The sequence below is a fragment of the Pelagicoccus albus genome (assembly GCF_014230145.1).
Classification (GTDB): domain Bacteria; phylum Verrucomicrobiota; class Verrucomicrobiia; order Opitutales; family Opitutaceae; genus Pelagicoccus; species Pelagicoccus albus.
On sequence record NZ_JACHVC010000012.1, the window covers coordinates 706398 to 720484 of the forward strand.

The following is a 14087-nucleotide window of genomic DNA, read 5'->3' on the forward strand; positions in this document are numbered from 1 at the left end:
CTGTCTCAACGACAGTAGCGTCACTCCCTCAATCCCCATATAGGGGACGGACTTTTAGTGAGCATCGTCTGCGCCAAAAGAGAGGCGTGCTTCTAAATAGACGCAACAACCAGGCGGGCCGCTTCCAAGGGCTTCCGCTAGCTACGTAAGCCTACCGAGATCGGCTCAAATCCGAGCAGTTACCGACCATTTTATTAAGTTTAGCGTATTCGAATCACTTATACGCTAAATTTGGAGAGAGCCATTTCTCCGCTTCTTCGATCGAAATACCCTTTCGGCCAGCGTAGTCTTCAAGCTGATCCTTCTCGATCTTCCCAACGTTGAAATAGCGAGCTTCGGCATTGGCGAAATAAAGCCCTGATACCGAACTACCTGGATTCATGGCATAGCTCTCCGTCAACGAAACACCTGTAATCTCCTCCGCTGACAACAGCTCCCAGAGCGTTTCTTTTTCCGTGTGGTCAGGACAAGCAGGGTAACCAGCCGCAGGGCGAATTCCGCGATATTTCTCCTCGATCAATTCTTGCACCGAAAGATTTTCGCTTTCTCCAAATCCGAGCTGCACCCGTGCCTGACGGTGGATGTACTCCGCCAGCGCCTCCGCAAATCTGTCTCCCAACGACTGCACCAAAATAGCGTTATAATCGTCGCCCGCTGCCTTGAAAGTGTTGGCAAAGGTTTCCACCTCTTCCCCGGCTGTCACGGCGAAACCACCCAACACGTCGAGTTTTCCGCAGTCAAAAGGAGCTACGAAATCTGCCAAACTGTAGTAGGTGTCGTCAGCAACCTTTTCCTTTTGCTGACGCAAGAAGTGGAAGCGAGCTAGCTCGCTCTCCGCTGTTTCATCGGTCCAGAGAACAACATCGTCACCGTCCGAATTAGCAGGCCAAAAAGCGCTGACAGCCCTCAGACGGAAAGCCTTCTCTTCAATGATTCTCTTGAGCAAAACCTGAGCATCGGCAAAAAGCTCGCTAGCCTGTTTACCGTACTTTTCGCTTTTCAATATTGCGGGATAGGCGCCCTTCAATTCCCAGGTCCAGAAGAAAGGAGACCAATCGATGTACTCAGCCACCGTGGCCAGATCAATATCCTCCCAACGGGTTAATCCATAATTCGAAGGCTTTGCGATATCCGCTTCGCTCCAATCTATGGCGACCCCCTTGGAACGCGCTTCCTTCAGTCCTAGAACATTCGCTTGATTCCCTTTACCAGCGGCGTGCCGTTCCCTCAACACGTTCTGAGCTGTATCCAATTCTCGAATATAGGCATCTCGCTTATCTGGATTGAGCAAATCATTGCATACGCCTACCACCAGCGACGCATCCGTAACATGAATAACCGGACCGCTATAGTGCTCCGCTATCTTGATTGCCGTATGTGCCTTGCTGGTTGTAGCCCCGCCGATCAGGAGCGGCACGGTAAAGCCCTGCCGCTCCATTTCCTTGGCTACATGGATCATCTCGTCGAGCGAAGGGGTTATCAAACCGCTCAGACCGATGATATCCGCCTCGATTCTTCGAGCCGTATCCAAAATCTTATCGCATGGGACCATTACTCCCAAATCTTCAACCTCGTAATTGTTACAACCTAGGACCACTCCCACGATATTCTTGCCGATGTCGTGTACGTCACCCTTGACCGTCGCGATTAACATTTTACCTCGCGAGGAGCTGGCATTCCCCTGCTTTTCAGCCTCCATGAAGGGGAACAGATAGGCGACCGCTTTCTTCATTACGCGGGCTGACTTAACCACCTGGGGCAGAAACATCTTACCCTCGCCAAAAAGCGTTCCCACGATCTTCATTCCATCCATCAAGGGACCTTCGATCACATCGAGCGGACGCGGCAGTTTTTGACGAGCTTCCTCTACATCCTCGTCCACGAAAGTGGAAATCCCCTTCACTAGAGAATAGGAAAGCCGCTCTTCCACGGAGCCCGAGCGCCACTCGTCGACCTTTTCCTCAACCTTCTTACCAGAGCTTGAAGCCTTCACCTCTTCCGCCAATTCGATGAGTCGTTCCGTAGCTTCCGCATCCCTGTTAAGGAGGACATCCTCAACCGCTTTAAGCAGCTTGGGGTCGACCTCGTCGTAAACCGCTAGCATACCCGCGTTGACGATACCCATGTCGAGACCGGCTTGAATAGCATGGTAGAGGAACGCGGCATGGATCGCCTCACGCACCGGATTATTACCTCGGAATGAGAAGGAAATATTGGATACACCTCCACTGATTCGAGCAAATGGACAAAGCTCTTTGATTTCGCGAGTCGCTTCGATAAAATCGACAGCGTAGTTTGCATGCTCCTCCATGCCAGTACCCACCGTAAGGATGTTGGGGTCGAAGATAATATCTTCAGGCGGGAAGCTGATCTTGTTCACAAGCAGGTCGTAAGCACGCTTGCAGATTCGTACCTTATCTTCGCGAGTGGCGGCCTGCCCTTTTTCATCGAAAGCCATAACGATGACCGCAGCACCGTATCGACGAACCAAGGACGCGTGCTCGAGGAATTTATCTTCCCCTTCCTTCAGACTGATTGAATTGACCACGCACTTTCCCTGGGCGCATTTGAGACCTGCCTCGATGACTGACCACTTGGAGGAATCGATCATGATCGGGACTCTCGAAATGTCAGGCTCACTCGCGACCAGATTGAGAAACTTGGTCATACAGGCTTCGCCATCGAGCATACCTTCGTCGAAATTGATATCGATGATGTTGGCCCCGTTCTCGACTTGCTGTCGCGCGACCGCCAAAGCGTCGTCAAACTTCTCTTCCTTAATCAGCTTCTTGAAACGAGGTGAACCCGTAACGTTGGTTCGCTCACCGACCATCACAAATGGAGCGCGAGCTTCTTTGACCTCAAAGGGCTCAAGCCCAGAGAGGCGAAGTGCAGGAGCAATTTCAGGAACAGGACGAGGCGGGTAGTCCTTCACCTTGTTGGCGATGGCTCGGATGTGATCTGGTGTCGTTCCGCAGCAGCCTCCAATCAAATTGACGAATTTGTTCTTGGCAAAATCCTCGAGGAAACGAGCCGTGTCGGCCGGCAATTCATCGTAGCCCGTCTCACTCAGCGGGTTAGGCAAACCGGCGTTGGGATAACAGGAGATGAAACAATCCGCATTTCGTGACAAGGACTCGATATAAGGCCGCATCTCCTGAGCTCCTAAAGCGCAATTAATACCCACGCTGAGAGGCTTGGCATGGGAAACAGAGTTCCAAAACGCCTCGATTGTTTGTCCCGATAGCGTGCGGCCCGAGGCGTCAGTGATCGTGACGCTGAGCATGACCGGCATACGCTCGCCCTTTTCCAGGAAATACTCTTCGAGGGCGAAAATACAGGCCTTCAAATTGAGCGTATCAAAGGTGGTCTCGGGCAGGAATAAATCCACGCCCGCTGAACCAAGAGCACTGATCTGCTGCAGGTAAGCAGCTTTCAGGTCATCGAAGGTCACAGCCCGATATTCCGGCCTGTTAACATCGGGAGATAAGGATGCTGTCCTGTTGGTAGGCCCGATCGCTCCAGCCACAAAGCACTCCCGCTCTGGGTGCTCCGCTACGAAGTCTTTGATCGCTTGCTGGGCCAACTTGACCGAAGCCACATTCAAATCATCCACCGCGCTTTGCAGACCATAGTCAGCCTGGCCGATAACCGTCGCGCTAAAAGTGTTCGTTTCAATGATGTCCGAACCCGCCTCCAAAAACGCCCGGTGGATCCCAGCAATAACTTCGGGACGAGTGAGAGTGAGTAGCTCATTGTTTCCCTTCAGGTCACTGGGGTGATCTTCGAAATGCCCCTTGCGAAAATCAGCCTCCTCCAGCTTGTGGCGCTGGATCATCGTGCCCATTGCTCCATCTAGTATCAGGATACGATCTCCGAGCAGCTCTCGCAGGCGGAGGTAAGTTTTCGATAGAGGCAAAGCGGTTGTATCGGTCACAGACATGATGATTCAGTGCAAAATAGTGGCCAAACCATGTACGCATTCCCCTTTGGCACAAGCCCCGACTCTCCCAATCCGTAACTCGCCGCATACACGCCTCACGTCTCAGACTAAGCGCTTTTTTGCTAAGCCATTTAAGTGGCAGGGCTCAAGTTCGCTCCAATCAGAGCGATATAAGACCAGCAAAATTAAGTACACCTACTCAATTCCATGATACGAGTCAGCTCTCTAGGACAACCTAAGAATCAAACCACAAGCGGACTCGGTCAGGAACTCCCCAACCGTAAACGACCCCTTGGAATGAGCCAGATGGGAAAAATATCCAACCAAGACTACACCTACATTCGCGAGCTCGTTTACAAGGAGACCAGAATCAATCTCGGAGATAGCAAAAGAGAACTGGTAAGCGCCCGACTGGGCAAGCGGCTTAGAGCCCACAGCCTCGGTAGCTACACGGAATACTGTAAGATGCTTCAGTCCAACCCGAATAGCGGGGAGCTGTACCACTTGATCGACGCAATTTCGACCAACCACACCTTCTTCTTTCGGGAGATTAATCACTTTAACTTCCTCAACAGCGTAATCTTGCCCCAATTCGCAAACGGTCAGCTGGGCAACAAACGTGATTTGAAGATCTGGAGCTGCGCTTGCTCCACCGGAGAAGAGCCCTACTCTCTCTCGATCGCGTTGGAGGAATATCTGAGCGGAATCCCAAGTCTGGACTGGAAAATCCAGTGCAGCGATATTTCGAATCGTGTTCTCGATTTCGCCTCGAAAGGAATTTACGAGCAAGAGCGTCTAAAGAATGTGAAGCCCGAGTGGATCAAACGCTACTTCCAAAAAGGCGAGAAGCAGATGCAGGGCTACTACCGTGTCCGGCCAGAAATCTCCAAAAAGCTCGGCTTTCAACGCCTCAACCTTTTCGCCCCGCAGTACCCATGGAACGAAAAATTCCAGGTGATCTTCTGCCGCAACGTAATGATCTACTTCGATCGTGAAACCCAACAGGAACTCGTCGGTCGCTTAGCGAGACACCTCGTTCCAGGCGGATACCTTCTGATCGGACATGCCGAGAGTCTCGCCGGAATTAAGCATCCGTACGAATCGATCAAACCGGCCATTTACCAACTCCCTGCTTAACTGGGGCAGAAGGGCCGACCTGGCCTGCTTCCTGTAAAAATAGATTGAAAGCGGGCATCGGCCTGCAAAGCCGGGTTGCTTGATCACTTCCGAGGTCCGAGATTGGACGCTCCACTATAAGAGCGTCTTCCAATCCATCCCACCTGTGACAGACCCCGATTTTTCCGCCGCGATAAAAGAGCTCACCGGCTCCAAGCCCAGCGAGCTCTACATTCCTTCCATCGGACCGGGAATAACTTATTTGCTCAATCTAGAGGATCGCCGCGTGGTTTACTGCAGCCAGCGCGAAAACGAATTCCCGAACTCATTTTACCGCATTGTGGAGAGCAGCCAAAGCTGGGAAGAGCTCGTCGCTCCCGAGGATAAATCGAGCTATCTGGAAGCTGTATCGCTCAACGGATTCCTAAACGAAGCTCGTTACCAAGTTCTTTCCAATAAGAGAGGGGCAAAACTAGCCGTGGTGGACTACCGAGCCTTGATAAGGAACTCCAAAGGCAAAGCGGTTGGTATAGCAGGCCGACTTATCGATGACTCCTTTCGCTCGATCGCCTTCGACGCCCTCGCCAGACGGTCTTGGAAGGAGATCGCTGCCCGCATGACCCGTCGCTACCTGCACGACTTTAACAACACTATCGCCGGAATTTACTCTCTAAGCGAGCTTTACGCCGAGCCGGGATCCAACCCCAAATCGACCACCGAGGCTATGGCGCACATTCGCGATTGCTCCCTCCGGGCCCAAGACGTCACCAAACGGATTAGACACTTGACCATGCTCGAAGCGGGAGAGCCGATCTACTGCAACCTGATCGAACTCCTCAAAGAACAAAAGGAGTACATGGAAGCCCTCCTCCCCAAAGGAGCGGAAATAGCATTCGACTTGGAAGGTTCGGAACTGCCGATAAAGCTAGATCCTAATCTGTTCCGCCAAGCGATCCTGCACCTTACGGCTAATGCGGCCGACTCGTGTGGCGAAGAAATCTCGCTGCGTTTAGTCGCCAAAAAAAGCGAGCGCAAGGGAACGCCTTGGGCGGAAATCGAATTCAGCGATAACGGGCCAGGCTTCCCTGAACAAGAAATCGACAAGGTCAAAGTCCCCTTCTTTACTACCAAAGGCAGCGAAAACAATCCCGGCCTAGGATTGAGCATCGTTGACCAATTCACCCATAGCCTGGGAGGACACCTCGAAGTTTCCAACTCTGAGCAGGGGGCAAAAATCCATATGGTGCTGCCACTGCTAAATCTGGAGACTCCAGCCAAAACAGAAAAGGCTGACAAAGCCCCAGCGGAACCTTCCAAAAAAACGGAAGCGGTCACCAACGGGACCCCGCCAAAGATCCTCGTCTATTCGTGGGAAGACCTCAGCCGGCATCCTCATTTGCTGGCTATGCAAAAGGCTGGGTGGGAAACGAAACTCCACCTCGAGCCCGGACCGCTGCTCCTGGACCTTCTTTCTCTTGGAGACTCCATCGATGGAGTCCTTGTTTTCAGAAGTGCTTTGGACGAAAAGGCTGAGCCCCTCTTGGCCGAATTGGGCAATGCTCGAAATTGCGACAAGATTGCTTTGGTGAACTTGGAGGACAGTCCTGACAGCATCTCAGTTTCCGCAAAAAGAAATTGCGGCCTGATAGCTTCCGGCTCATCAAAACCGGCAGCCTTGGTCAACAAAGTGGGCTCCTACTTCACAGAGACCCGCTAGCCTTCAAATCTCCTTCCCCTTGCCTATCCATGAGAATCTCTGAACCGAGATCCAGCAACATACTCGTACTCGATGACGACGATATAGTCCTTCTGGCCATGCAGGAGACGCTCGAGAGAGAGGGCTACAAGGTCACCTCTTTCACGAGCCCAAGGGAGGCACTGAAGGCCGTCGCTGAAAACCGGTTCTCCACCATCATCTCCGACCATAGAATGCCTGAGATGACCGGTCTGGAATTCCTCGATCAATGCAAACAGGTTCAGCCGAACGCATCGCGGATTCTGATTACTGGTGTCTTGACCTTAAACACGGTGGTCGAGGCCGTAAACAAGGGGGAGATCTTCCGTTTCCTAGCCAAACCGTGGATACGAGAGGAATTGTTGGCCACCGTGGAAAATGCCGTGCAACGCTATTCCTTGGTCGAAACCAACGAGAAGCTGCAAGCCGACACCCTCGACCTCAACGAGAAGCTGGTAGCCAGCAACGAGGCTCTCGAGGAGAAAGTCCGCTTACTCCAGGAGCAGGCCGAAAAGCTCGACGAAGCAAATCAGGCTTTGGAGCGAAACTTCAATCGCTCCCTCGAAATCAGCTTCCGCCTGATCGAAGCGTTCCACCCGATTCTCGGTCAGCAAACCAAGTCGGTGGCCTCCATCTGCTCCGAGATCGCGAAATCTCCATTGCTGGAAGCGCGAGAAGCGGAAACTCTAAAGGTCGCCTCATGGCTCTACAATTTAGGACGCATCGGTCTACCACGCGATCTGGTATCCCGCAGCCTAAACGACGCCCAAAGCCTGGACGAGAGCGAGCTCACTCTGCTGCAGCACTACCCAGTTTACGGCCAAACCTTGGCCACCTTCGTCGAAAACCTAAACGACGTAGGACTGGCAATCCGCTACCACCGGGAGCGATTCGACGGCCGTGGCTATCCGGATAGGCTAAGCAAAGAGAGCATTCCCGTCGCAGCTCGTCACCTCGCAGTGGCCGTCGGCTTCGTCGAATGCAATCTTCCCCGGGACCAGGCCCTCGAGTACATTATCCGAGAATCCGGCAAGGCTTATCATCCAGAGGCGGTTCGCCTCTTTATGAAAAGCTCCAACCTCACGAACCTGCCCAAAAAAGTTCGCGAAATCACCCTGGCGGAGCTCGAGCCGGGCATGGTGCTGGCCAAAGGCATCTACAGTCCTTCCGGCCTCCTACTTATACCTGAGGACAATCGTCTGACCGGCGGGATCATCAAAAAAATCAAGGAACATGACTTCGCGAATCCCATCACCCAGCGGCTCATGGTTTTCCGCTAGTATCGATCTTCGCTTGTAAATTTCCTGCCACAATGGCGGCCTGAAATTCAGGATAGAGCCCTTACTCTGAGGGATCAGCCCCTCTTTTACGTTTCCTTAGCCGACAGACCACCCAATTAGTTCTTAAGAAAGGGCCGGAGGAGACCGATCTAGCTCATAATAATCTATATTTCCAAAAACCTCCGAGGAAATTTTTATGAGCAACCTCTCGTTCGACGACAACTCCACCACCACCTCTTCTTTCTCTTCCGGCAAGTTTCTAACCTTCACCCTAGCAGACGAATGCTACGGCGTAGAAGTTCTCAAGATCCGAGAGATCATTCGCATGCAGAAGATCACTCCTGTCCCTCAGATGCCAGAACACGTGAAGGGCGTGATCAACCTTCGCGGCAAGGTCATCCCTGTGGTGGACCTGCGAGTCAAATTTAACCTGCACGCAGGAGAAGCCACCGAGCGCACCTGTATCATCGTGGTCGACGTAGATGACGGTCAGGGAGTGAACCAACTGCTCGGACTCGTAGTTGACGCAGTCGAAGAGGTACTGAACGTAACAGAGGGCGATGTTAAGCCATCCCCAGACTTCGGTACACGACTCAGCACAGAATGTTGCTTGGGAATCGCCCGCATCAAGGACAGCGTTAAGACCTTGCTCGACATCGAAAAGGTCGTGTCTAGCGAGCTTGAAGGCGCTCTCGGATTCTAGTTGCCAGCGACACACTCTTACCCCGAGCGGATTCTAGCTGCCTTAGTGAGAATCCGCCTATCTTTCTCCCCCCCAGAGAAGCCCCTCCCGCCACCGTACCTCCGGCAGCCCTAACGCCAACTAGAAGAGCAAAAATAGACTTTTGAACTAATGAGTGGAGCACCATCTCTCCCATCCCTTTTTCAGCAGCGAGTTGTAGTCGGCGTCGGCGATCTCGCCGTCTCCAACAACGTCAACGTTAACCTCAGCACCTTTGCTCTCGGGTCGTGTGTAGGGATTATCGTCTACGACAAGGACGCTAAAGTCGGCGGGCTGATCCATATCATGCTGCCTGACTCTACCCTATCTCCAGATAAGGCTCAAAAACAGCCAGCCATGTTCGCCGATACCGGCATGCCCATAATGTTTAGAAACATGTGTGGACTGCGGGCGGAACGCAGAAGAATGAAGGCCTTTGTCGCGGGGGGAGCCTCCGTCATATCCGGTTCAGACATGTTCAAGATCGGAGAGAGAAACATCATGGCAGTTAAGAAACTCATTTGCGCCCTCGGGATTCAAGTCGTGCGAGCCGACGTCGGCGGAGTAAACAACAGAACCATTCACCTCAACGTCGGAACGGGAGAAGTAACGCTCAAAACCCCCCTTGGAACATCCAAACTCAGCCTATCATGACTGTCGAAGAACTCATTAAGAAAGCGGACACCCTTCCCCCAGCTCCAGAAGTCCTGCCAAAGCTGGTCAAGATAATGAAGGACCCTGACACGGACTCTCGCGATATCGTGCAGCTCATTTCAACCGACGCAGCGATTATGGCTGGCGTCCTCAAACTCAGCAATTCAGGCGCTTATTCGCCCGCCTCCCCAGTCACAGACTTAAACGACGCGGTAGCGATGTTGGGGATCAAAGAAGTCTACCGGATCGTCAACCTCGTCTCCAGCGGAGACTTCCTCGAAGGAGCTCTGCCTAGCATGGAAATCGGCAAGGGCAGCCTATGGGCTCACAGCCTGGCAGTTGCGCTGATCATGGACCAGATCGTCGGTAAAAACTGCGAAATGGAGGGACTCCCCTACACTCTAGGCCTACTTCACGACATCGGAAAGCTGGGCATGCACATTGGCTGCGGCGAACAGTATACAGACATTTTCAAGAAAGTGGAAACCGAGCGACTCAGTCTCGATCGTGCCGAAACGGAAACTCTCGGATTCGACCACGCCATCGCCGGAGCTCGTTTACTGGAAGAATGGTCCTTCCCTGAGGAAGTATACATTCCCATACGCTATCAGTACCATCCTTTGGAGGCTCCAGAAGAACACCGCGTAATGGCTGGCGCCTTGCACGTGGCCAACTGGGGTGCCGCAGTCATCGGCTGCAACGACGGCCGCGACGCATGGGCCCTCGAGATGATTGACGGAGCTTTTGAAATCGATCAGGCCGAGCTGGAACTCGCGATCGTAACCGCTAACGAAAAGCTCGAGAAGGCTCGCAAAGCCCTAAACGTCGGCACCAACTAAGCGAAGAGACTGATAGGAAAATCTCCCTAGCAAATCTCGCGTATTCGTTGAGTAGTTCAGGCTAAAGTGGAGGCCCGTTAGGTCGATTTTTAGGGAAGCGATAACACTCCTAGGACCGAAGCTCCCAGATGCCAGAATACGATAAGCTGCTCCAAATAAAACTGCCCGAGGCTCTCGAATCAGCCATCGACGGCATTGATCGCTCATACGACCTCCCGAAACAATTGCTCGACGCGGACGTTTCGGAGTTCGAAGAACTCGACTGCTGTGTATTCGCTTATTTCGATCGGGACGATATTTTCTATCTCAACCAAGAGGGGCGTAAGCTTCTGGACATGAGACGCTCCAGTCTCGACGAACGGGGACGTTCCTCCCCACCCATTTTCTGGCTTGAAGACGACGCTGCCTTGAGAGCGGCAGACGACTTCGCCACTCGGCGCCAACAGCCAGTTCAAGGAGCTCGCGAACTTGTCACCCTCTCCTGGGGAAAGACTTGGCTGCACGGGACAAAATATCCCATCCGCTCCCTCCAAGGCCAAACAATCGCCATCCTTTTCGCGGGCTACGAGATCCCTCCATCCCGTCAAATCAAGCTAGTCGCCGAACATTACAGAGACACCCAGTTCGGAATCGGAGAAAACTAAGATGAAAAAGAACATACTACTCGTAGAAGACGATCCCGCCCTGCGCATGGTTATGCGTGAAGTTCTGAAGGACGAATTCGATGTCGACGAAGCAGACAACGGAGCGGACGGTATTGACAAGGGTATCTCCGCGACAAACGACCTAATCATTTTGGACTATCATCTGCCCAAGAAGGATGGTCTCGAGGTTATCGAAGCGGTCAAAGCCGCCCACCCGAACGTGCCCGTTATCGTGCTCACTGGATACTTGAATCCACAATCCGAGGCTCGATTCAGCCAACTCGGGGCCAGCCGGATTTTTCCGAAACCTTTCAACTATCGCGCCCTCCTCGAGGTCGTTAGATCACTCACCACCTTGGAAGAGGTCGCCTTAGCCGCCGAAGCTCCCCAAGCGAAAGCCTTCCAAAGCAAGCCAATCGTTCAGCCGAGCCTCTCGCCCACAGAAAGTGAAATGTTCACCGATTCGCTCGCCGCGGTGGCGTCGCTTGCCGAGAAAGTCGAATTCCTAAGCAGCATAACCGAAAAGTATTGGATCGAGCCAAACGACATCGCAGTCATCCGGGAAACCAGCCGCTGCATGGAAAACGAGATCCAAAAATTCTACGGCAAGATGAACAATAGCCTTTTCGATGCCGGCAGCTTCTCCTCTCCGCTCATCTCAAACGCTAAACGGCCCGCCATATCGGGGAACAACTGAGGTCCAGTAAGAAAGCGGCTAATTGGACTGCTAAGCGCAAAAAAGCGCCACAGAAATGGAACACTTATCCGATCTATAGAGAACAACTTACAAATTTCGGCAACCGCCTAATTTTTCCCAACAACCGCTACTCAGACCTGGAACATGAAAATCCTAATCGTAGACGACGATCCCGCCATTCGACTCCTTCTCTTCACCGTATTCGGCGAGGAACACGATGTCTCCGTCCTTTGCGACGGCCACAATGCCGTCTCTGTACTCTCTGATCCGAATCATCAATTCGACGTAGTACTGCTCGATCTCAAGATGCCTCGTCTCTCTGGCGAGATGGTTCTCGAGTTCCTCTCCGGCTGGCAGAACATCAAGACCAAGTTCATCATCATCTCTGGCTTCCACGATGAAGCGAGACACTTTAAATACCCAAACCTCGTGGCGACTTTGGCGAAGCCTTTCAACATCAAGGAACTTGTTCGCATCGTAGAGTCGGCTCAAGGCAGCGCAGTTACCTCGTAGCTCCCCACATTCAAAAATCACTTGATTAGGCGGCTCGGTCATTTCCGAGCCGTCTTTTTTTGCGTACGTTCGTGGTCGGCTAGTGGATACAATTCCTAGCCATTAAACTCTTGATTGCCAAGTAATCCAAACTAGCTATCTTCCAGCCCAACTAACCCCTAATGAGCCTGACTGAATCGATTCTTGATGAGATGCTCTCCCGTGTCGGAATAAATTCCGAGCTACGGGAGGCAGGAGGAACGATCACCCTGAACCAAGGGGAAATCGACGACCTACTGCAGGAAGCATACAGTCATGGCATCAAGGAAGGTCGGAAGAATAGCTTCCAAAAAGACGACGACATCGGCACTCAGCTTTTTAAGCAGCTGATGAAGTCCCTACCGGACCACGTTTATTTCAAGGATCGTGAGAGCAAGTTTATCTGCGTCAACGAATCCATGGCAAACTACCACGGCCACAAAGATCCAGCCGAACTGATCGGAAAAACCGATTTCGACTTTTTCGAGCAAGGATCAGCAAGAGCCAAATTTGATGACGAACAAGAAATAATCCGTACAGGCAAAGGTTGGAGCTTTCGAGAAGAGAGATCCGTCCATGATCACCAAAGCGAACGTTGGGTCATCTCATCCAAGCTCCCCCTCTTCGATAAAGCCGGGAAAATCTGCGGAACCTTCGGCCTTTCGAGAGACATCACCAAGCAGAAACTCGCCGAGCGCGAAGTCGCGAGGCACCGGAGACTGCTCCAGACCATCGTACAGATCTTACCTTGCCGGCTCTTTATAAGAGATCGCGAGGGCAGGTACATGCTCGTCAATCAAGAATACCGCAAAGTAATCGGCATACCGCCGCATTTGGATATTGCAGGCAAGCGACTCACCGAGGTTATCGATGACCCGAGGGCAGATCGCGTATTGGCTGAAGACCTACAAGTTATCGAGAGCGGCGTTCCGATCCTGAACAAACTCGAATACGACAAGAGCATCCTAGCCGGAAACCGCTGGGTCCTCACTTCCAAAGTGCCTCTAAAAACCGACTCCGAGACGGTCGAGGGTATCGTCGGAATGTCGCTCGACATCACCGAACAGAAGAAAGCAGAGGAACTAGCTCGCAAAGCCAAAGAAGCGCTCCAGGCGAAAAACGAGCAATATGAGGAGGAACTCCAAGTAGCTCGCCAACTTCAGGAGCAGCTTATGTCCATGGGCTTCGACGAAAGCCGCATGTACTCAAAAACTGGCTACAAGTGGAGATTCGGAGCATGTTATTTCTACAAGCCTAGCCATCACCTCGCGGGAGATTTCTTCCACATCATTCCCGTAGATGACAACAAGATCGGGATCTTGGTTTGCGACGTCATGGGACACGGTGTCAAAGCAGCTCTAGTAACGATGCTCATTCGCGGTCTGATGACCGAAATACCGGACATATTGAGCCATCCTTCCAAAGTACTGCAGCACCTAAACGAAACACTCATTTCCCTAGCGGAAGACGAGGAGTTCCCTCGCTTCGTCACAGCTGCCTATCTAATCGTAGACTTGGACAAAGGCGAAGCAGTCATCGCCAATGCCGGCCACCCTTGCCCTCTACTAAAAGACTCTGCCTCCGATTTCATGGAATGTCCCTGCGACATCGTGGGGCCAGCCTTGGGGCTACTAGGGGGCGAACCATTCGGAGACACCACTTTCTCTCTCGAATCAGAAGCGGAAATATTCCTCTTCACCGACGGCATCATCGAACAAATGACAGACAAAGGTGAGGAATTCGGAAAAGATGGCTTAGCCAAAGCGCTCGGATTCGAAAACAGCCGCAACGTTTGCAAGCAGCTTCAAAACCTCAAGACAGCCCTACGGGGGGCACTGAACGGAGCTCCTTCCTCCGACGACATTTGCGTGGTGGGGCTGAAGCTAACTCCAAACTCCCTCTGCTCCTGCTGAGCGAGACTCGAAGC

11 protein-coding genes are annotated in these 14087 nt (G+C 52.4%); 10 read left to right on the forward strand and 1 reads right to left on the reverse strand.

Features of this window, described 5'->3' with window-relative positions; genetic code table 11:
- Positions 1-214: 214 nt before the first annotated feature.
- On the reverse strand, positions 215-3943 hold the full coding sequence (gene metH, locus H5P27_RS12730) for a methionine synthase (RefSeq protein WP_185660779.1): 3729 nt from the start codon (positions 3941-3943) through the stop codon (positions 215-217).
- Positions 3944-4240: 297 nt separating this feature from the next.
- On the opposite strand from metH, the gene H5P27_RS12735 reads away from it, so the two are divergent.
- The 10 genes from H5P27_RS12735 to H5P27_RS12780 all read left to right on the forward strand — a co-directional run bounded on the left by H5P27_RS12735 (position 4241) and on the right by H5P27_RS12780 (position 14073).
- Entirely contained in the window at positions 4241-5080 is an 840-nt protein-coding gene (locus tag H5P27_RS12735) for a CheR family methyltransferase (RefSeq protein ID WP_185660780.1), read from the forward strand.
- A gap of 145 nt (positions 5081-5225) precedes the next feature.
- Positions 5226-6776, forward strand: a complete 1551-nt coding sequence (locus H5P27_RS20100; protein ID WP_185660781.1) for an ATP-binding protein — start codon at positions 5226-5228, stop codon at positions 6774-6776.
- Between the two features lie 29 nt (positions 6777-6805).
- Positions 6806-8074 carry an HD domain-containing phosphohydrolase gene (locus H5P27_RS12745; RefSeq protein WP_185660782.1) on the forward strand — a complete coding sequence of 423 codons (1269 nt, stop codon included), beginning with the start codon at positions 6806-6808 and terminating at the stop codon, positions 8072-8074.
- Positions 8075-8270: 196 nt separating this feature from the next.
- Positions 8271-8777 (forward strand): chemotaxis protein CheW, encoded by a 507-nt coding sequence (locus H5P27_RS12750; RefSeq protein WP_185660783.1) that lies wholly within the window; start codon positions 8271-8273, stop codon positions 8775-8777.
- 150 nt (positions 8778-8927) lie between these two features.
- Positions 8928-9449, forward strand: a complete 522-nt coding sequence (locus H5P27_RS12755) for a chemotaxis protein CheD (RefSeq protein ID WP_185660784.1) — start codon at positions 8928-8930, stop codon at positions 9447-9449.
- On the forward strand, positions 9446-10288 hold the full coding sequence (locus H5P27_RS12760; RefSeq protein ID WP_185660785.1) for an HDOD domain-containing protein: 843 nt from the start codon (positions 9446-9448) through the stop codon (positions 10286-10288). Before H5P27_RS12755 ends, H5P27_RS12760 begins: the two co-directional genes overlap by 4 nt.
- Positions 10289-10416: 128 nt before the next feature.
- Complete coding sequence (locus H5P27_RS12765; protein ID WP_185660786.1) at positions 10417-10932, forward strand: hypothetical protein; 516 nt, start codon at positions 10417-10419, stop codon at positions 10930-10932.
- A 1-nt stretch (position 10933) separates the two neighbouring features.
- Positions 10934-11629, forward strand: a complete 696-nt coding sequence (locus tag H5P27_RS12770; RefSeq protein ID WP_185660787.1) for a response regulator — start codon at positions 10934-10936, stop codon at positions 11627-11629.
- Positions 11630-11773: 144 nt separating this feature from the next.
- Positions 11774-12142, forward strand: a complete 369-nt coding sequence (locus H5P27_RS12775; protein ID WP_185660788.1) for a response regulator — start codon at positions 11774-11776, stop codon at positions 12140-12142.
- A gap of 161 nt (positions 12143-12303) precedes the next feature.
- Positions 12304-14073 (forward strand): SpoIIE family protein phosphatase, encoded by a 1770-nt coding sequence (locus H5P27_RS12780; protein ID WP_185660789.1) that lies wholly within the window; start codon positions 12304-12306, stop codon positions 14071-14073.
- The last annotated feature ends 14 nt before the right edge of the window (positions 14074-14087 follow it).

Excerpts from the sequence above, each read along its gene's own strand:
- H5P27_RS12735 (WP_185660780.1), top strand. The coding sequence starts at position 4,241 with ATGAGCCAGATGGGAAAAATATCCAACCAAGACTACACCTACATTCGC.
- H5P27_RS12770 (WP_185660787.1), top strand. The coding sequence starts at position 10,934 with ATGAAAAAGAACATACTACTCGTAGAAGACGATCCCGCCCTGCGCATG.
- H5P27_RS12765 (WP_185660786.1), top strand. The coding sequence starts at position 10,417 with ATGCCAGAATACGATAAGCTGCTCCAAATAAAACTGCCCGAGGCTCTC.
- H5P27_RS12775 (WP_185660788.1), top strand. The coding sequence starts at position 11,774 with ATGAAAATCCTAATCGTAGACGACGATCCCGCCATTCGACTCCTTCTC.
- metH (WP_185660779.1), bottom strand. The coding sequence starts at position 3,943 with ATGTCTGTGACCGATACAACCGCTTTGCCTCTATCGAAAACTTACCTC.
- H5P27_RS12760 (WP_185660785.1), top strand. The coding sequence starts at position 9,446 with ATGACTGTCGAAGAACTCATTAAGAAAGCGGACACCCTTCCCCCAGCT.
- H5P27_RS12750 (WP_185660783.1), top strand. The coding sequence starts at position 8,271 with ATGAGCAACCTCTCGTTCGACGACAACTCCACCACCACCTCTTCTTTC.
- H5P27_RS12745 (WP_185660782.1), top strand. The coding sequence starts at position 6,806 with ATGAGAATCTCTGAACCGAGATCCAGCAACATACTCGTACTCGATGAC.
- H5P27_RS12755 (WP_185660784.1), top strand. The coding sequence starts at position 8,928 with ATGAGTGGAGCACCATCTCTCCCATCCCTTTTTCAGCAGCGAGTTGTA.
- H5P27_RS12780 (WP_185660789.1), top strand. The coding sequence starts at position 12,304 with ATGAGCCTGACTGAATCGATTCTTGATGAGATGCTCTCCCGTGTCGGA.